Source organism: Candidatus Planktophila sp. (assembly GCA_030681675.1).
Lineage (GTDB): Bacteria > Actinomycetota > Actinomycetes > Nanopelagicales > Nanopelagicaceae > Planktophila.
In genome coordinates, this window is the sequence record JAUXRP010000011.1 from 18433 (window position 1) to 35901 (window position 17469).

At 47.0% G+C, this 17469-nt stretch carries 20 protein-coding genes; 18 read left to right on the plus strand and 2 right to left on the minus strand.

The features are described 5' to 3' along the window. Window positions 1-39 precede the first annotated feature (39 nt). Genes Q8K48_02750 through Q8K48_02790 form a run of 9 tightly spaced genes read left to right on the plus strand, consistent with a single transcriptional unit; the run spans window position 40 to window position 8199 of the window. Complete coding sequence (locus Q8K48_02750) at window positions 40-729, plus strand: winged helix-turn-helix transcriptional regulator (GenBank protein MDP1851318.1); 690 nt, start codon at window positions 40-42, stop codon at window positions 727-729. Further along, a complete protein-coding gene (gene sufB, locus Q8K48_02755) occupies window positions 726-2135 on the plus strand; it encodes a Fe-S cluster assembly protein SufB (protein MDP1851319.1) in 1410 nt (469 codons plus the stop codon). Before Q8K48_02750 ends, sufB begins: the two co-directional genes overlap by 4 nt. Beyond that, window positions 2135-3217, plus strand: a complete 1083-nt coding sequence (sufD, locus tag Q8K48_02760; protein ID MDP1851320.1) for a Fe-S cluster assembly protein SufD — start codon at window positions 2135-2137, stop codon at window positions 3215-3217. Before sufB ends, sufD begins: the two co-directional genes overlap by 1 nt. Continuing rightward, the gene (locus Q8K48_02765) at window positions 3218-3514 is read left to right on the plus strand and encodes a non-heme iron oxygenase ferredoxin subunit (protein ID MDP1851321.1); all 297 of its coding nucleotides are present in this window, start codon (window positions 3218-3220) and stop codon (window positions 3512-3514) included. A gap of 10 nt (window positions 3515-3524) precedes the next feature. After that, entirely contained in the window at window positions 3525-4277 is a 753-nt protein-coding gene (sufC, locus tag Q8K48_02770) for a Fe-S cluster assembly ATPase SufC (protein ID MDP1851322.1), read from the plus strand. Between the two features lie 7 nt (window positions 4278-4284). Next, window positions 4285-5541 carry a cysteine desulfurase gene (locus Q8K48_02775; GenBank protein MDP1851323.1) on the plus strand — a complete coding sequence of 419 codons (1257 nt, stop codon included), beginning with the start codon at window positions 4285-4287 and terminating at the stop codon, window positions 5539-5541. 1 nt (window position 5542) lies between these two features. Further along, a complete protein-coding gene (locus tag Q8K48_02780) occupies window positions 5543-5983 on the plus strand; it encodes an SUF system NifU family Fe-S cluster assembly protein (GenBank protein ID MDP1851324.1) in 441 nt (146 codons plus the stop codon). Between the two features lie 8 nt (window positions 5984-5991). Beyond that, entirely contained in the window at window positions 5992-6303 is a 312-nt protein-coding gene (locus Q8K48_02785; protein MDP1851325.1) for a metal-sulfur cluster assembly factor, read from the plus strand. Window positions 6304-6327: 24 nt separating this feature from the next. After that, a complete protein-coding gene (locus Q8K48_02790; protein ID MDP1851326.1) occupies window positions 6328-8199 on the plus strand; it encodes an ABC transporter ATP-binding protein in 1872 nt (623 codons plus the stop codon). On the opposite strand, the gene Q8K48_02795 is transcribed toward Q8K48_02790, so the two are convergent. Both Q8K48_02795 and Q8K48_02800 read right to left on the minus strand, forming a co-directional pair. Continuing rightward, window positions 8179-8868: an SURF1 family protein gene (locus tag Q8K48_02795; GenBank protein MDP1851327.1), complete on the minus strand. Its 690-nt coding sequence runs from the start codon at window positions 8866-8868 to the stop codon at window positions 8179-8181. The genes Q8K48_02790 and Q8K48_02795 overlap by 21 nt on opposite strands. A 9-nt stretch (window positions 8869-8877) precedes the next feature. Further along, window positions 8878-9150: a DUF3099 domain-containing protein gene (locus tag Q8K48_02800; protein MDP1851328.1), complete on the minus strand. Its 273-nt coding sequence runs from the start codon at window positions 9148-9150 to the stop codon at window positions 8878-8880. 74 nt (window positions 9151-9224) lie between these two features. Here Q8K48_02800 and fabG point away from each other — a divergent pair, with 74 nt between their 5' ends. From fabG to argC, 9 genes are all read left to right on the plus strand, one after another. Next, window positions 9225-9929, plus strand: a complete 705-nt coding sequence (gene fabG / locus Q8K48_02805; protein MDP1851329.1) for a 3-oxoacyl-ACP reductase FabG — start codon at window positions 9225-9227, stop codon at window positions 9927-9929. Next, the gene (gene fabI, locus Q8K48_02810) at window positions 9929-10699 is read left to right on the plus strand and encodes an enoyl-ACP reductase FabI (GenBank protein ID MDP1851330.1); all 771 of its coding nucleotides are present in this window, start codon (window positions 9929-9931) and stop codon (window positions 10697-10699) included. Before fabG ends, fabI begins: the two co-directional genes overlap by 1 nt. Window positions 10700-10863: 164 nt before the next feature. Next, the gene (gene infC / locus Q8K48_02815) at window positions 10864-11502 is read left to right on the plus strand and encodes a translation initiation factor IF-3 (protein ID MDP1851331.1); all 639 of its coding nucleotides are present in this window, start codon (window positions 10864-10866) and stop codon (window positions 11500-11502) included. A 2-nt stretch (window positions 11503-11504) separates the two neighbouring features. Beyond that, window positions 11505-11702: a 50S ribosomal protein L35 gene (gene rpmI, locus Q8K48_02820; protein ID MDP1851332.1), complete on the plus strand. Its 198-nt coding sequence runs from the start codon at window positions 11505-11507 to the stop codon at window positions 11700-11702. A gap of 14 nt (window positions 11703-11716) precedes the next feature. Then, on the plus strand, window positions 11717-12076 hold the full coding sequence (gene rplT / locus Q8K48_02825) for a 50S ribosomal protein L20 (GenBank protein ID MDP1851333.1): 360 nt from the start codon (window positions 11717-11719) through the stop codon (window positions 12074-12076). Between the two features lie 9 nt (window positions 12077-12085). After that, window positions 12086-12871 (plus strand): RNA methyltransferase, encoded by a 786-nt coding sequence (locus tag Q8K48_02830; protein MDP1851334.1) that lies wholly within the window; start codon window positions 12086-12088, stop codon window positions 12869-12871. A gap of 25 nt (window positions 12872-12896) precedes the next feature. Next, on the plus strand, window positions 12897-13904 hold the full coding sequence (gene pheS, locus Q8K48_02835; protein ID MDP1851335.1) for a phenylalanine--tRNA ligase subunit alpha: 1008 nt from the start codon (window positions 12897-12899) through the stop codon (window positions 13902-13904). Then, window positions 13904-16360: a phenylalanine--tRNA ligase subunit beta gene (gene pheT / locus Q8K48_02840; protein MDP1851336.1), complete on the plus strand. Its 2457-nt coding sequence runs from the start codon at window positions 13904-13906 to the stop codon at window positions 16358-16360. Before pheS ends, pheT begins: the two co-directional genes overlap by 1 nt. A 47-nt stretch (window positions 16361-16407) precedes the next feature. Then, window positions 16408-17430 carry an N-acetyl-gamma-glutamyl-phosphate reductase gene (argC, locus tag Q8K48_02845; protein MDP1851337.1) on the plus strand — a complete coding sequence of 341 codons (1023 nt, stop codon included), beginning with the start codon at window positions 16408-16410 and terminating at the stop codon, window positions 17428-17430. The last annotated feature ends 39 nt before the right edge of the window (window positions 17431-17469 follow it).

The window sequence follows — 17469 nt, forward strand, 5'->3', positions numbered from 1 at the left end:
GAAGTGGCCAAAGGTGTCGAATTAAGACACAATAGTGTTGTGAAATTATCGAGTATGAGTGCAACGGGAAAATCCGATGATCCACGCACTCGTGAACTCGTGGCCCGCTCAATCCTTGAAAATGGACCATCGAGTGCTCCAACTCTTGCCACGCGGTTGGGGTTCACTCCTGCCGGTATTCGCCGTCACTTAGATCGCTTAGTGGCAGATGGCATTTTGGAGGCGCGCGAACCTCATCCCGCCGTCGTGCGTGGTCGAGGTCGACCCTCAAAAGTTTTCCTCATGTCAGATTCTGGGCGCGAAAAATTTGAACACTCGTACGATGACCTCGCAGTGTCGGCCCTTAAGTTTATGTCGACCCACATGGGGGAGCAGATAGTTCAAGATTTTGCACAGAGTCGAGCCGATGAGATTGAACGTAAAGCTGCGCTTGTTCTCACCAAAAAGGGTAATAGAAGCATAGAGCTCGCTCAGTTTTTAACTGAGCAGGGATATGCCGCGAGCGTTGAAGTTCGCCCGATGGGTGAAGAGCTTTGCCAGCATCACTGTCCTATAGCCCATGTTGCATCGGAGTTTCCTCAACTGTGTGAGGCCGAGACGGAGGCACTCTCGCGATTACTTGGAACTCATGTGCAACGTTTAGCGACCATAGCTCATGGCGATGGCGTATGTACAACTTTTATTCCTACTCCACACACTGGTATCAACAACAGAAAGGTACGTGCATGACAATCGCACATCCAGAACTCGAAGGCCTCGGAAACTATGAATACGGCTGGTCTGATAAGAGTGAAGTTGGCACAAATGCACGCCGTGGCCTCAATGAAGATGTTGTTCGCGATATTTCTGAAAAGAAATCGGAGCCGCAGTGGATGCTCGACCTTCGGCTAAAAGGCCTGGCGCTCTTTGAAAAAAAGCCCATGCCAAATTGGGGTTCAGATCTCTCAGGAATCTTCTTTGACACTATTAAATATTTTGTACGCTCTACCGAAAAACAGGCAGCAACGTGGGATGACCTACCGGAAGAGATTAAAAATACTTACGATCGATTAGGTATTCCGGAGGCCGAAAAACAACGTCTGGTTTCTGGTGTGGCCGCACAGTATGAATCTGAAGTTGTCTATCACTCAATTCGCGAGGATTTAGCGGCTCAAGGAGTTATCTTCTTAGATACTGACACCGCGCTGAAGGAGCACCCAGAGTTATTTAAGGAGTATTTCGCGACGGTTATACCAGTAGGTGATAATAAATTTGCGGCCCTTAATACCTCAGTTTGGTCGGGGGGCTCCTTTATCTATGTGCCAAAGGGAGTCCATGTCGATATACCTTTGCAGGCATATTTCCGTATTAACACTGAAAATATGGGTCAATTCGAGCGCACATTGATTATCGCTGATGAGGATTCATATATTCACTATGTTGAGGGATGCACCGCTCCAATTTATAAATCTGATTCCTTGCACTCTGCGGTAGTTGAAATTATCGTGAAGAAAGGCGCGCGCGTTCGATACACAACTATTCAGAATTGGTCGAACAATGTTTATAACTTAGTTACTAAGCGCGCTACGTGTGCAGAGGGTGCAACTATGGAATGGGTCGATGGAAATATCGGCTCGAAAGTGACAATGAAATACCCTGCAATATTTTTAATGGGACCGCACTCTAAAGGCGAAACTCTCTCACTGGCATTTGCAGGCGAGGGTCAACACCAAGATTCAGGGGCAAAGATGGTTCATGCCGCGCCGTACACATCTTCATCAGTCATTTCGAAATCTGTTGCACGTAACGGTGGTCGAACTTCCTATCGCGGGCTTGTACAGGTGCAAGAAGGCGCTCATCACTCTAAGAGCACGGTCAAGTGTGATGCATTATTAGTGGACACGATTTCGAGATCTGATACGTATCCTTATGTTGATATTCGTGAAGACGATGTATCAATGGGTCATGAGGCAACAGTTTCAAAAATCAGCGATGATCAGCTTTTCTATCTTATGTCGCGCGGTTTGACCGAAGATGAATCTATGGCCATGATCGTTCGAGGCTTTATCGAACCCATTGCACGTGAACTTCCAATGGAGTACGCACTTGAGCTCAACCGACTTATTGAGCTTCAAATGGAAGGCGCCGTTGGTTAATGTCGATTTTAACTACTAATTACTTAACACCAACTGGGCGTGAAGAGGCTTGGCGTTTTACGCCACTCAAACGTTTGCGTGGACTCCATGATGGCACTGCCGAAATTAGTCTTCGATCTTCATTAATCGTAAAAGATGCATTGCCCAGTGGCGTAAGTTTTCTGCGCCAAGAACTCTCCCCGCTTGCATCTAGTGATGACATAATCATTGAACGTATCCGGGGGAATTCTCAGGAAGTAGCACACCTTTCTATTGCTGCACATACCGAACTCGTGGCCCCTATTCATTTGGGCCGATTAACAGGTGCGCTTGATAGCGCTGAACTCTCTCGTGTTCGGATTTCCCTCGGAGCTCACGCCGTAGCCACGGTAGTTGTGGAAAACTCTGGCGATACGATTCTTGCAGAGGATTTAGAGATCTCTCTAGCTCCTGGATCATCTCTGACATTTATTACGCTTCAGGAGTTTGAATCTAAAAGCGTCTATGCCGCTCGCCACCACGCCGTAATCGATAGAGATGCAGTTTTCAAATCTGTAACGGTAACTGTTGGGGGAGATGTAGTTCGTATTTTACCAACGGTTGAATTCATTGCACCTGGTGGTTCTGCCGAACTCCTTGGTGTGTATTTTGCAACAGCGGGGCAGTTCTTTGAACACCGTATGCATGTTGATCACGCAGTTCCAAAGGCGAAATCGAGAGTTAATTTTAAAGGTGCACTCTCTGGTCGAGATGCACACACTGTATGGATTGGAGATGTTCTCATTCGCGCCGTTGCTGAAGGAACCGATACATATGAGCTTAACCGCAATCTATTGCTCAGCGATGGCGCACGAGCAGACTCGGTTCCTAATTTGGAGATTGAAACGGGCGAAATCGTAGGAGCGGGACATGCAAGCACTACGGGGCGTTTCGATGATGAGCAACTTTTCTATTTAATGTCACGTGGTATCGCCCTCGAAGATGCACGACGTCTGGTTGTTCGGGGCTTTTTCAATGAAATCGTAATGGAAATTGGTATTGAAGCTATACAAGGACGTTTGATGAATCGAATTGATCTTGAATTAGACAGAGCGGGCGAATAGATGTCAGATTTTAAGTTTGATCAACTCGAGTCAGGAATTCCAGTTAAGCTTGAAAAGGCGGGCAAAAGCATCTGTGTAACTCGTGTCGGTGATTTAGTTTTCGCAATTGACGACACATGCACGCATGCAGAGGCATCGCTATCTGAAGGAGATGTAAGTGGATTCAAAATCGAATGTTGGCTACATGGAGCCGAATTTGATCTGCGAACAGGTGAGGTAATCACTCTTCCAGCCACTATCGCACTTGCAACTTATCCAGTAAGAATCGAAGCAAATTCCGTAACAGTAGAAATTTAGGAGAAAAAATATGAGTACATTAGAAGTTCGCAACCTTCACGTTTCAGTAAATACGGAAAATGGTGCCGTTGAGATTCTTAAAGGCGTTGATCTCACAATAAAATCTGGTGAAACCCATGCAATAATGGGACCAAATGGTTCAGGAAAATCTACGCTCGCATATTCAATTGCGGGCCACCCCAAATATTCGATCGTCGAAGGTAGCGTCACACTTGACGGAGCAGATGTTTTGGAAATGACAGTAGATGAGCGGGCACGAGCAGGTCTCTTCTTGGCTATGCAATATCCAGTAGAAGTTCCTGGCGTCTCTGTTTCAAATTTCCTACGTACGGCAGCAACCGCCCTCCGTGGTGAAGCACCAAAACTAAGGACCTGGGTCGCAGAGGTAAAAGAGGCGATGGAGGCCCTGAACATGGATCCAGCTTTCGCATCAAGAAACGTCAATGAAGGCTTCTCTGGTGGCGAAAAGAAGCGTCATGAAATCATGCAACTTGAACTTTTGCGGCCAAAGATCGCAATTCTCGATGAAACTGACTCAGGTCTAGATGTGGATGCTCTTCGTATCGTTTCAGAGGGAGTTAATCGCGCTAAAGAGAACAATAATCTAGGTGTTCTATTAATTACCCACTACACACGTATCTTGAAATATATCAAGCCGGATTTTGTTCACGTCTTCGCTAATGGACATATCGTCGAAGAGGGTGGAGCTGATCTTGCAGATAAGTTAGAGGCCAACGGGTACGCAGATTATGTGAGCAAGTAAAGAAATAATGTCAATTTCCGTTTCGCAAATCCGTAAAGATTTTCCAATCTTTGAACGTACGGTTCGTGACGGAAAAAGATTGGTCTATTTAGATAGCGGTGCAACGAGCCAGAAACCAATTAGCGTCATTGAAGCTGAAAGTAATTTCTATAAGTTACATAACGCTGCTGCCCATCGTGGAGCTCATCAGCTTGCCGAAGAGGCCACAGATGCCTATGAGGGCTCACGTAAAATTGTGGCCGATTTCTTAGCTGCTCCGGGGGGTGCAGATGAAATTATTTTTACAAAGAGTGCAACTGAATCCCTTAACCTGCTCGCCTATGCAATGAGTAATGCGCCAAACGGGAATCGATTTGCATTAAAGCGCGGCGATCGGATTGTTGTAACCGAGATGGAGCACCATGCAAATCTAGTTCCATGGCAACAACTAGCTTCTAGAACAGGTGCAGATTTAGCGTGGTTTGGTATCACCGACGATGGACGTTTGGATCTGTCGAAGATAGATGAAATTATTACACGTAACACTAAAGTCGTTAGTTTGACGCATCAATCGAATGTTCTCGGAACTATAAATCCGCTCTCAGAAATAATCACTCGAGCCCACGAAGTTGGTGCAATTGTGATTCTCGATGCCTGTCAATCAGTCCCGCATATGGCCGTGAATGTAGAGACGTTAGGAATTGATTTCTTAGCTTTTTCAGGCCACAAATCTTTAGGACCAACTGGTGTTGGTATTTTGTGGGGACGCAAAGATTTGCTCGATGAACTACCCCCATTTCTCTATGGTGGATCAATGGTACAAAGTGTTGACATGACGGGTGCTACGTGGTCTGCGGTTCCACAGAAATTCGAAGCTGGTGTTCCTAATATGGCGCAGGCAGTTGGACTTGGCGAAGCTCTGACTTATTTAACTCAGCTGGGTATGGATAATGTGAGCGCACACGAGCATGCCTTAACAGGTTATTTACTCGAGAAGATGAGTTTCATTTCTGATCTCACAGTTGTAGGACCCACTAATAACCTCTCTCGTGGTGGTGCAATCTCCTTTACTCTCAAAAATATTCATCCGCACGATGTTGGCCAATATTTAGATAGTCAAGGCGTTGCCGTTAGAACTGGCCATCACTGTGCTTGGCCTTTGGCTAAGCGTATGCAGGTACCAGCAACAACTCGAGCATCGCTCTATATTTATAATGATGAGACCGACTGTGATGTTCTCATCGAGGCGATTCAAGGCGCCTCCAAATATTTTGGGAGTCGTTAAAATGCAGTTAGATTCCCTGTATCAAGAGGTTATTTTGGATCATTATAAGCACCCTCAACACAAGGGATTAAACTCTACATTTGATGCACAAGTCCATCATGTTAATACAAGTTGCGGCGATGAAGTTACATTGAATATTAATTTGGATGGCGATCGCATTACCTCGCTTTCGTGGGATGGACAGGGTTGTTCAATTTCTCAGGCAAGCGTGTCAATGATGAGCGATCTTTTGACGGGGAAAACTTTGGAAGAAGCAACTTTCATCGTAAAAAACTTTACCGATCTCATGGGTAGTAAAGGTACTTCTACTGGTGACCCATTAATCCTTGAAGATGCAGTTGCATTTGCCGGTGTATCAAAGTTTCCAGGTCGTGTAAAGTGCGCACTTCTTGGCTGGATGGCATTTAAGGACGTAGCAATACAAGCTCAGGCAAAGAACTAAGGAGAGATATGACAACGAGCGTAGATGATGTAACAGAGGCAATGAAAGATGTTGTCGACCCAGAACTCGGCATAAATGTTGTTGATCTTGGTTTGATTTATGACGTAATGGTGGACGATGCAAATATTGCAATCTTAAATATGACGCTCACGTCAGCGGCCTGTCCGCTACAAGATGTTATTGAAGACCAAACTCGCCAAGCTTTGGCTGGGATGACAAGCGATGTAAAAATCAATTGGGTCTGGATGCCACCGTGGGGTCCAGATAAGATTTCAGATGATGGTCGTGATCAACTTCGCGCCCTTGGATTTACAGTTTAAGCGCTGAATCCATAGGCTAGAGCCATGTCAATGCAAGCCGCTTGGATGACCCATCGCTCCATGACCGCCGATCCTTCTGTGAAAGCGCAACGATTAAAGCCTGGAACGGTTAAGCGAATTTTTGCCTTTGCTAAGCCATATCGAACGAGCATTTTCATATTTCTTGCCACCGTTGTGGTCGATGCCGGATTTATAGTTGCGACACCGCTGTTGCTTCTGCGATTAATAGATGACGGTGTGATCCCTAAAAATGGGGCGCTTGTGACAGAACTGGCGCTTCTGGTAGGGCTACTAGCTATCGCTGATGCCGCAGTAAGTATGTTGGGGCGCTATTTTTCTTCTCGAATTGGGGAAGGGTTAATTTATGACTTGCGCGCTCTAGTTTTCGCCCATGTTCAGCGACAATCAATCGCATTCTTTACACGAACTCAAACCGGCGCTTTAATCTCTCGCATTAACTCTGATGTTATGGGTGCTCAGCAAGCGTTTACTGCAACCCTTTCGGGAGTAGTAAGCAATGTAGTCTCACTTGTATTAGTCGGCGTGACAATGTTGATTTTGTCGTGGCAGATAACTATCTTCTCACTTTTGCTTTTACCGCTTTTTCTGATACCAACTAAATGGGTCGGGAGAAAATTGCAGGCTTTAACGCGAGAATCCTTCGATGTTAATGCGCAGATGTCGAGCACAATGACTGAGCGTTTTAATGTTTCGGGTGCCATGTTGGTGGCACTCTATGGTCGGCCAGCTCTCGAACAAGAGTATTTCCGTTCACGGGCGCGCAGAGTTGCCGATATTGGAATTAAAACTGCAATGCTTAACCGACTTTTCTTCATTGCTCTCACTAGCGTTGCAGCGATTGCTACCGCATTTGCATATGGCATTGGTGGTCATTTAGCGATAAACGGGGGAGTCACTGTTGGAACTTTGCTCGCCATCACTGCGCTCCTTGCGCGCCTTTATGGCCCTTTGACCGCCTTATCTAATGTGCGCCTAGATGTAATGACCTCATTAGTCTCTTTCGAACGCGTCTTTGAAGTTTTGGATCTAGAGCCGATGGTTAAAGATCGTGAAGCCGCCCAAACGTACAGTGGCCGTAATCCACAATTAACCTTTACTAATGTGGGCTTTGCCTATCCTCGTGCACACGAGATTTCACTGGCATCTTTAGAGTCTGTGGCCAAGGCAGAAACCGTTGAGAGTGGAGAAGTACTCAAGAATCTCTCCTTCACCGCCGAACCCGGTACTTTAACGGCCCTTGTTGGTCCATCAGGTGCCGGCAAAACAACAATAACCACGTTAATACCTCGCCTCTATGATGTTACTAGTGGCTCTATTTCTATCGACGGTCACGATATTAGGGATTTAACTTTAGAGTCTCTTAGAAACTCAATCGGTGTTGTTATGCAAGATGCACATCTATTTCATGAGACTATTGCAGAGAATTTACGTTATGCCAAGAGCGATGCAACTCTAGAAGAGATGCAGGCTGCATGTGAAGCTGCGCAGATTTGGAAACTCATAGAATCATTGCCTAACGGTTTTGACACAATGGTGGGAGAACGTGGACATCGCCTTTCCGGTGGAGAAAAGCAGAGGCTAGCAATTGCTCGATTGCTTCTTAAATCGCCTGCACTCGTCATTCTCGATGAGGCGACCGCACATTTGGATTCGGAGAATGAATCACTTGTGCATGCAGCCTTAGAGAGTGCACTCAAAGGACGAACAAGTATTGTGATTGCCCACCGTTTAAGCACCGTTCGAGATGCAGATCAGATTCTTGTATTGGAAAATGGATCTATAATCGAGCGAGGAAAACATGATGAACTTGTTGCACTTGGGGGGTTGTATGCCGATCTCTATAACCGTCAAGATTTAACGGGCTCGGCGAATTAAAATTCTTCCGTAAATAATCAGGCCTCCAAAAAATATCCATTGAAGGGCATATGCCATATGCGGGCCATCGCTGAGTTCAGGTAATTGCGCGGTTACTGTTGGAGTGAGGTTTGGCAAAGATCCACTAAGTAGATCGAGATAGAATTTCTCAGTACCTATACGTGATTGGGCATTGAGCTCGCCTACTAGTCCTGCGCCACCTGCCGGTAGAGCAAAAAATGAACCGCGCGGCAGCGATGAATCTAAGCGCAATCTCCCCGTTATCTCCACAATCTCTGTGGGAACGCTAGCTACAACCGGAGGTGTAGTTGCATTTCTACCCGCTTTTACCCAACCACGATCCACCCAAAAAACTTTCCCATCGATTGAAGTAAATAGCGTTAATACCTCGAATCCATAGACGCCCTCTGAGTATCTATTGCGTAGAAGTATTTGTTCATTGGGGTTGAACTTTCCCGAGGTAGTGACTCTCTGCCACTCAAATCGAGTTGGTTGCCGAGCTACTGTAATAAGTGGAGTTGGTGGTAGTGCAATGTGCTCGGCGATCATTGAATTACGCGCGTGGCGATCTATCCCTCGTTGATACTGCCATTGGGCCGCCCATAAACATGCTGCAATTAGAGCCAGAGCTACAACCGATTTGAAGATTGCCCAAGGTTCGCGTTGCATTCTCCTACTTTAGTTTAATGCACGCGGATTCTCATCGCGAATATGTGTTCCGGGGGTGATCGTTTCGCGACCCGCATTGGCGATTATCACTGCGAAATATGGGAGGACAACCGCTCCGAATAAAGCAACCCAACGATAAGGACTGGGTAAAATGACAGTCAAAATAAAGCAGGCAGTTCGTATCATCATTGAGATGAAGTATCTTTTTTGGCGAGATGCTTGATCACTACTTAACGCTCTAGGAGCGTTGGTAATTTCAAAGAACTCCTTCTCATCGCTCATGCCGTCAAGCCTATTGCTAGCCACGCAGCTCTGCATCTTTTCAATACCTATCAGTAGGCACTAGATTAAAGTTCATGAGTTCACTTGCCCTTGTCACTGGCGGCAATCGTGGAATCGGTTTGGCCATTGCGAAGTCCCTTAAATCCGCCGGTCATGATGTTGTAGTCACATATAGGAGCGGTCCAACTCCCATTGGATTTAACTGCGTGCTCATGGATGTCACATCTACCGAGAGTGTAGATAGCGCCTTTGATTCTATTGAGAGCCAATGGGGGGTTCCAGAGATAATCGTTGCTAATGCAGGAATTACTAAAGATGGCCTTGTAATGCGTATGAGCGATGCCGATTTTGATGATGTCATTAACGCAAATCTCACAGGTGCTTTTCGTGTCGCTCGGCGTGCAACACGGGGGCTGCTCAAAATAAAGCGAGGCCGCCTAATTTTTGTCGGTTCTGTAGTTGGAGCAATGGGTTCTGCCGGTCAAGTTAACTATGCCTCTAGCAAATCTGGCTTAGTTGGAATGGCGCGATCCTTCGCACGTGAAATTGGGAGTCGTGGAATTACTGCAAATGTAATTGCTCCGGGTTTTGTTGAAACCGATATGACAGCGACATTGGATGAAAAGCGCCGTAGTGAGATTGCTGCATCGGTTCCACTGGGACGATTCTGCAGTGCAGAAGAGATAGCCGATGTTGTTACATTCATCGCATCACCACAAGCAAGCTATATAACTGGGGCGCTAATCCCAGTTGATGGCGGATTAGGCATGGGACACTAATGGGAATCCTCGACGGCAAAAAAATACTTGTTACTGGAGTATTAACCGATGCATCAATTGCCTTCCATATTGCACGCATTGCTCAGGAGCAAGGTGCTGAAGTTGTGCTCTCCTCTTATGGTCGCGTACTTTCCTTGACAACTCGCATCGCTGGTCGACTACCTAAACCTGCACCGATTGTCCAGCTTGATGTTACAAACACTGAGGATTTAAATGCATTAGAGGCTCGCGTGCGCGAACATTTCCCGCAAGGCCTAGATGGAGTAGTCCACTCAATTGGTTTTGCACCTGAAGCCGCCCTCGGTGGAAATTTTCTAAATACCTCGTGGGAAGATGTTTCAACGGCGCTTCATGTATCTGCCTATTCACTTAAAGCGCTCACCATGGCTGCGCGACCATTGTTTAATGGCGCAGGATCAGTCGTCGGTTTGGATTTCGATGCCTCTGTAGCCTGGCCAAAATACGACTGGATGGGAGTTGCCAAGGCCGCCCTTGAATCAACCTCACGCTATCTAGCCCGTGATTTAGGCGCTGAAAATATACGTATTAACTTAATCGCTGCTGGCCCAATCCGCACCATGGCCGCCAAATCAATTCCCGGCTTTGAAGAGTTTGAAAAAGTATGGAATGAACGCTCACCTTTGGAGTGGGATGTCACCGATCCAATTCCAGCGGCGCAAGCCACAGTGGCACTGCTTTCAGACTGGTTTCCAAAGACAACCGCTGAAATCATTCACGTCGATGGTGGCCTGCACGCAATGGGCGCTTAATAACCCAGGCGATTTCCTGCTTTCACAGCCTTCAGGTATCCTTTCCCACAGACCAGTGGCCTAACAGCTCACTGCAAGAGGAGTTACCGCTCCCACCTTCTTCGCCACTCGTGCGAGCTGGTTCGTCGGATGTAAATAGTTTTTTGCATCCTTGCGGTTTTCTTATGCAGCGCTGTAACACCAAAGCGTTTACTAAACCGAAGGAGCACACAGTCAGCACCGAACCACGCATTAATGATCGAATCCGCACACCTCAAATTCGTTTGATCGGGCATACCGGCCAACAAATAGGAGTTGTCGACATCGATACCGCGCTAAAAATGGCAGATGAGATAGGTCTGGACTTAGTCGAGATCGCAGCAGAGGCCAATCCACCCGTTTGCAAGATTATGGACTTCGGAAAATACAAGTACGAAGTTGCACAAAAGGCACGGGAGGCGCGACAGAACCAGACCCACATTGTGGTCAAGGAGGTGCGTTTAACACCAAAGATCGAAACCCATGATTATGAAACCAAACGTAATCAAGTTGAGAAGTTTCTCAAGGGTGGCGACAAGGTGAAGGTGACGATGAAGTTTCGAGGTCGCGAGCAAACGAGGCCAGAGCTTGGATACAAAATGCTGCAACGTTTGGCAACGGATATTGCAGAGTTTGGATTCATTGAATTCGCCCCGAAGCAAGAGGGACGAAATATGACAATGGTGATTGGACCGACGAAGAAGAAAACGGAAGCAGTTGCAGAAGCCAAGGCGGCACGAAAAGCCAAAGCAGATGCAGCGGCAGAGACAATGGATGGAGCATAAAGATGCCAAAGATGAAAACGCACAGCGGAGCTAAGAAGACTTTCCGCGTTACAGGTACCGGAAAGATCATGCACGAACGCGCTGGGAAGCGACACTTACTCGAGCGTAAATCTTCACGCATTACACGCCGTCTCTCAACCGAGCAGTCAGCAAAACCAACAGTCACAATGACAGCCAAGCGCATGCTTGGCTTGAAGTAAGGAACGTGAATTAAATGAGAGTAAAACGCGGAGTTCATGCAGCTAAGAAGCGCCGTACAACTTTAGAGCGTGCAAGTGGTTATCGGGGACAACGGTCGCGTCTTTTCACAAAGGCGAAAGAGCAAGTCACGCACTCAATGGTCTACGCATTCAATGACCGTAAAGATAAAAAAGGCGATTTCCGTCGTTTATGGATTCAGCGCATTAATGCTGGTTGCCGTGCACATGGTCTGACCTACAACCGTTTCATCCAAGGCCTAAAAGCCGCCGGTGTTGAAGTAGATCGTCGTGTTCTCTCTGATCTTGCAACAAATGATCCAGCAACTTTTAAGACCCTTGTAGATGTTGCTCGCAAGAGCCTCATTTCAGCTTAACTTTCGCCAATGATTGAGAGCCTTAACTCGCCACATGTTGCGCGAGTTAAGGCTCTTATTGGTTCACGTGGGGCTAAAGAACGGCGGGCGGCAGGTGCATTTGTTGCCGAAGGTCTCCAATGTTTTCGCGAAGCTATCAATTCGAATCAAGGTCCGCGGATATCTACGCTTTATTTAACTGCAAACGCTCGAGTTAAACTCGATGAATTCACCGATCTATCACTCTTGCAAACAGTTGATGTCTCTGACGATGTTATGCGTGCGATGTCAGAGACTATTACGCCTCAAGGCATTCTTGCGATTTGCGAAATCCCAAAAAACTCTTTGGAATCCATACCACTTGATGGATCTAGAAAATTTATTTATCTCTCCGAGGTTCAGGATCCAGGAAATGCTGGAACAATTTTACGTTCGGCCGATGCTTTTGGGATGGATGCCGTCATTACTTCACCAGGTAGCGTAGATATGTATTCACCGAAAGTAGTACGAAGTACTGCCGGTTCCCTCTGGCATATTCCTGTTTTTGAGTCTCTTGATCTTCAAAGCCTTCTCATGTCACATCCACTTCACGCATTTACTCTCGGTGCTAATGGTTCAAAGCGGCTAGCTGATTTCACCACTACACGCGATTGTTTGGCGATTTTTGGTAACGAGGCTCGAGGATTACACGGTGATCAATCTTTATCGAGTATTGAATCGGTACATATCCCAATGCCCGGATCGGCTGAATCTCTGAACCTTTCGGCAGCGGCATCTATAACCATGTACCACTTAGCAAATATGCACACCATCTAAAGTTCGACCCGATAGACTCACCCCTATGCGCGATGAAGAGATTGGCACCTGGATTTCAGATGCCCGGTCCGCTTTCGATAGCGCCGCCGATCTTGACGCCCTCAAAATTGCACGGTTAGCACACACCGGAGATAAATCACCGATTTCTTTAGCATCACGTGCGCTGGGAAGTATGGCTCCGGAGGATAAAGCGAGTTTTGGAAAACTAATAGGTGATGCCAAAGCTGCAATCGCCTCTGCTTTAGCAGAGGCAACCGCCAAATTAGAGGCTGAACGTGATCGAAAAGTTTTGCTCGAAGAAGTAGTCGATGTTACTTTGCCCGTGCAACGAGCCCATCGCGGAGGGCTTCATCCAATTTCAATTATTAGAAATGAAGTCTCAGATTTCTTTATAGAGCAGGGATTCTCTGTTGAAGAAGGTCCTGAACTTGAATCTGGCTGGCTCAACTTTGATGCGTTAAATATGCCTGCAGATCACCCAGCACGAACAATGCAAGATACATTTTTTATTGAACCCGTTGAATCTGGCATGGTTTTACGCACGCATACCTCGCCAGTGCAGATTCGCACGATGCTTACTCAAGCGCCTCCTATTTACATCATTTGCCCAGGGCGCACGTTCCGAGCCGATGAACTCGATGCCACACACAGTCCGGTCTTTCACCAAGTAGAAGGTTTAGTCGTTGATAAGGCCATCACGATGGCGCACCTAAAAGGAACACTTGATAACTTTGCGAGCAATATGTTCGGTCCTGGTGTTACAACACGATTGCGTCCATCATTTTTTCCATTCACCGAGCCAAGTGCTGAAGTAGATATTTTCTTCAACAATCGTTGGATTGAATGGGGCGGTTGCGGAATGGTGAACCCAATGGTTCTTGCCACATGCGGAATCGATACCGATGTGTATAGCGGTTTTGCTTTCGGAATGGGGCTAGAGCGAACGCTAATGGTTCGTCACGGCATTACCGATATGCACGATATTGTCGAAGGCGATCTTCGTTTTACCCGCCAGTTTGGAGTTGGCCTGTAATGCTGACACCTTTGTCGTGGATAAAAGAGTTTGTTGATATTCCTACCTCAATAACGGCAGCGGAAATATCTGATGCCCTGATTCGGGTCGGTTTTGAAGTTGAGGAGATCATCGAACAAGGTTCAGACATTACTGGGCCACTTGTGTTTGCAAAAGTGCTTTCGATTGAAGAGATTACTGAGTTTAAAAAACCAATTCGTTACGTCGGCATCGATTGTGGTGAAGGTACAACCCGTTTTGTGATTTGTGGTGCAACAAATTTTGTTGTCGGGGATATGGTTGTGGCAGCGCTGCCTGGCGCGGTATTGCCTGGTGGATTCACGATCACTGCACGAGATACGTACGGTAAAACATCCAATGGAATGATCTGTTCAGTTCGTGAATTGGGCATCGGTGATGACCATGCGGGGATCATGGTTTTAAATAATAATGACGTAGAAATTGGCGCGGACGCCATTGTGGGTTTGCAGATTAACGATGTAATTTTCGATGTATCAATCAATCCAGATCGCGGTTATGCCCTCAGCATTCGAGGCATGGCCCGTGAAGTCGCGGGGGCACTCGGACTTAAATTTATCGACCCAGTTGAGGCACTACGCAACCTTGAGTTTAAGGAGAGCGGCCAAGGAGTGCGCGCAACAATCGCTGACCCATCCACGGCATCGGTTTTCTATCTGCGAACGCTTACTAACTTTGATCCGAAGGCAACTACGCCGCTGTGGATGCGTCGACGGATTGAAAAAATGGGGATGCGTTCAATCTCGTTAGTGGTCGATGTTACAAACTATGTCATGCTCGAACTCGGTCAGCCCTTACACGCCTTTGATACCTCAAAGATTAAAGGCGGCTTGATCGTTAAGCGCGCCGGCGAAGTTCAATCTTTTACAACTTTAGATGGTCAGGTACGCCAATTAGATCCCGATGATCTGATGGTCTGCGATGATGAAAAATCTTTAGCTTTAGCCGGCACTATGGGTGGCGCTTTTTCTGAAATCTCGCACACTACTACCGATATTGCCCTCGAAGCGGTTCGTTTTGATCCAACCTCAATTGCCAAGAATTCGCGTCGTCACAAAATCTCCTCCGAAGCTTCGCGTAGATTTGAGCGCAGCGTAGATCCATCCTTGGCTGAATTTGCCTCTGCTCGCTGTGTTCAACTTTTGAGCGCGCATAGCTCGGCCCTACATGTGGCAACCTCCGTCGCTGGACAGCCGCGCTATGCACCAGTAGTGACCATAGATCCTGCGAAAATTTCAGCGATTCTTGGCTTTGAAATCACCTCCAAAAAGGTTGCTGAAGTTTTACGGGTTATCGGTTGTGATGTTGACGAAAATAACTTTGAAGTCGATCCTCCGTCGTGGCGCTTTGATTTAGTAACGGTTTCAGATTTCGCTGAAGAAGTTGCACGAATGATTGGTTACGACGCAATTCCATCGCTGCTTCCTCCTCGTCCTTTGCATGCACGCATGACTCCTGATCAAAAGCGTCGAAGAGCGATAGCCTCAATGCTTGCCAGTCGTGGTTTAGCTGAGGTGCAGACATTTCCATTCACTAATCAAGCAACAATCGATTCAATGGGTTTCATCGGAGAACGTGCAGCGACTTATCGCATCGCTAACCCCATGTCTGAAGAGTTCCCGCTTATGCGTGTACACCTTGTCCCTGGCTTAATCGAAGTTGCACAGCGCAATATCAATCGCGGTGCTAAGGATTTTGCGATCTTTGAGATGGGCTCGATTTTCCGAAGCTCTAAAAAGTTAGTTCCCGCCATTTCTCCACAGCTTTCAGCGCGACCAGAGCAGAAATTAATTGATGAGATTATTGGCAGTGTCCCGCCACAGGGCTATCACGTTGCCGGTGTGTTAGTAGGAAAAGTAGAAAATGAGAGTTGGTTGGGTAACTCGCGTGAATACAAATGGGCAGATGCCATTGCTCTTGCTGAAGATATTTTAGAACTGTGTAATCTACAGTGGACGGTAGCACGATCTGATCTAGCACCTTGGCATCCAGGTCGGTGCGCTGAATTGATCATTGACGGCAAAGCCGTAGCTCACGCAGGCGAACTTCATCCCCGCATTCTCGCGGCATATGGTCTGCCCGCACGTTCAGTGGCATTTGCCGTAGCCCTGAACGCTTTACCGCAATCGCAGTTAGTGCGACCAATTAAAGTAGGAACAATGCCTGCAGCGCTTCAAGATGTAGCACTTATTGTTGACGCAACGGTGAGCGCCCAATCTGTAGAGGCCGCCCTTCGGGAAGGCGCTGGAGCCCTTCTTGAATCCATTACCTGCTTTGATCGCTACGACAAGATTGGGGATGGGAAGATTTCTTTGGCCTTCACGTTAACTTTTCGTGCCCCTGATAGAACTCTTACAGGCGATGAGGTTTCAGTCATGCGTGAGGCGGCTACCGCAGTGGCCTTTGCTAAATGTGGGGCGGTAGTTCGTACCGCATAAATATGCAAGTGTTTGCATAAATCACGCTTTTGATTTATGCTAAATGAATGAAAACAGCGGTTATAGGTGGTAGTGGCTATGCCGGGGGAGAACTCCTGCGGATTTTGTCGGGACATCCAAATTTTGAGGTTGTAGCCGTCAGCGCGCATTCGCATGCAGGAGCGCCGATAACTTCGGTGCACCCACAGCTTCAAAAATATGCCGGACGCAATTTTGAACCTGTTGATTCATTAGATTTCTCGGATTTCGATCTAGTTTTTATTGCACTGCCTCACGGTGAATCCTCCGCGCTCATTGGAAAGATTCCACAGAGAGTGAAAATCGTTGATCTCGGTGCAGATTTTCGATTAGAAAGCGCCGATGACTGGCACAAATATTACGGAGGCGTCCATGCCGGTGCTTGGGTCTACGGACTGCCAGAGCTGTGCCAAGGCCAACGTGATGCAATTGCAACTCAGATGAGGGTTTCGAACCCAGGTTGTTATGCAACGTCAATTGCTTTGGGTATCGCACCGGCAATGCATCTGATTAACTCAGAGGACATAGTTGTCGTCGCCGCTTCAGGAACAACTGGTGCTGGACGAAGTGCACAAGTAAATCTCATAGGTAGCGAAGTCATGAACTCTATGAGTTCCTATAAGTTCGGGGGAGTACATCAACATATCCCTGAAATCGAGCAGGCATTGTCGGCCGTTGCTCAAAAACTGGCAAAAATCTCTTTTACTCCGATTCTGGCGCCTATGCCCAGAGGTATCTTGTCAACGATTACAGCTACGTTAATCAATCCATTATCAACACAATCTGTGCATGAAATTTTCGTGCAGGCTTATAGTGATTCCTATTTCATCGATGTTTTACCTATAGGCCAGATGCCTAAGACACATTCGTTAATCGGTAGTAATAAAATGCAGTTACAGGTCGCTGTCGATGAACACACTAATCGTCTGATTGTTTCGGTTGCCATTGATAATCTCGGAAAAGGCGCGGCGGGACAAGCAATTCAAAATGCAAATCTGATGTGTGGGCTGGATGAGCGAACCGGGATCGAACATGATGGTCTCGGCGCATGAAGCTGCCACAAGGTTTTAGGTCGGGCGCAACTGCTGCAG

Bases quoted from the DNA above. Each gene is read 5' to 3' on its own strand.
- sufB (MDP1851319.1), top strand. From the start codon at position 726: ATGACAATCGCACATCCAGAACTCGAAGGCCTCGGAAACTATGAATAC.
- sufD (MDP1851320.1), top strand. From the start codon at position 2,135: ATGTCGATTTTAACTACTAATTACTTAACACCAACTGGGCGTGAAGAG.
- Q8K48_02765 (MDP1851321.1), top strand. From the start codon at position 3,218: ATGTCAGATTTTAAGTTTGATCAACTCGAGTCAGGAATTCCAGTTAAG.
- sufC (MDP1851322.1), top strand. From the start codon at position 3,525: ATGAGTACATTAGAAGTTCGCAACCTTCACGTTTCAGTAAATACGGAA.
- Q8K48_02775 (MDP1851323.1), top strand. From the start codon at position 4,285: ATGTCAATTTCCGTTTCGCAAATCCGTAAAGATTTTCCAATCTTTGAA.
- Q8K48_02780 (MDP1851324.1), top strand. From the start codon at position 5,543: ATGCAGTTAGATTCCCTGTATCAAGAGGTTATTTTGGATCATTATAAG.
- Q8K48_02785 (MDP1851325.1), top strand. From the start codon at position 5,992: ATGACAACGAGCGTAGATGATGTAACAGAGGCAATGAAAGATGTTGTC.
- Q8K48_02790 (MDP1851326.1), top strand. From the start codon at position 6,328: ATGTCAATGCAAGCCGCTTGGATGACCCATCGCTCCATGACCGCCGAT.
- Q8K48_02795 (MDP1851327.1), bottom strand. From the start codon at position 8,868: ATGCAACGCGAACCTTGGGCAATCTTCAAATCGGTTGTAGCTCTGGCT.
- Q8K48_02800 (MDP1851328.1), bottom strand. From the start codon at position 9,150: ATGAGCGATGAGAAGGAGTTCTTTGAAATTACCAACGCTCCTAGAGCG.
- fabG (MDP1851329.1), top strand. From the start codon at position 9,225: ATGAGTTCACTTGCCCTTGTCACTGGCGGCAATCGTGGAATCGGTTTG.
- fabI (MDP1851330.1), top strand. From the start codon at position 9,929: ATGGGAATCCTCGACGGCAAAAAAATACTTGTTACTGGAGTATTAACC.
- infC (MDP1851331.1), top strand. From the start codon at position 10,864: ATGCAGCGCTGTAACACCAAAGCGTTTACTAAACCGAAGGAGCACACA.
- rpmI (MDP1851332.1), top strand. From the start codon at position 11,505: ATGCCAAAGATGAAAACGCACAGCGGAGCTAAGAAGACTTTCCGCGTT.
- rplT (MDP1851333.1), top strand. From the start codon at position 11,717: ATGAGAGTAAAACGCGGAGTTCATGCAGCTAAGAAGCGCCGTACAACT.
- Q8K48_02830 (MDP1851334.1), top strand. From the start codon at position 12,086: ATGATTGAGAGCCTTAACTCGCCACATGTTGCGCGAGTTAAGGCTCTT.
- pheS (MDP1851335.1), top strand. From the start codon at position 12,897: ATGCGCGATGAAGAGATTGGCACCTGGATTTCAGATGCCCGGTCCGCT.
- pheT (MDP1851336.1), top strand. From the start codon at position 13,904: ATGCTGACACCTTTGTCGTGGATAAAAGAGTTTGTTGATATTCCTACC.
- argC (MDP1851337.1), top strand. From the start codon at position 16,408: ATGAAAACAGCGGTTATAGGTGGTAGTGGCTATGCCGGGGGAGAACTC.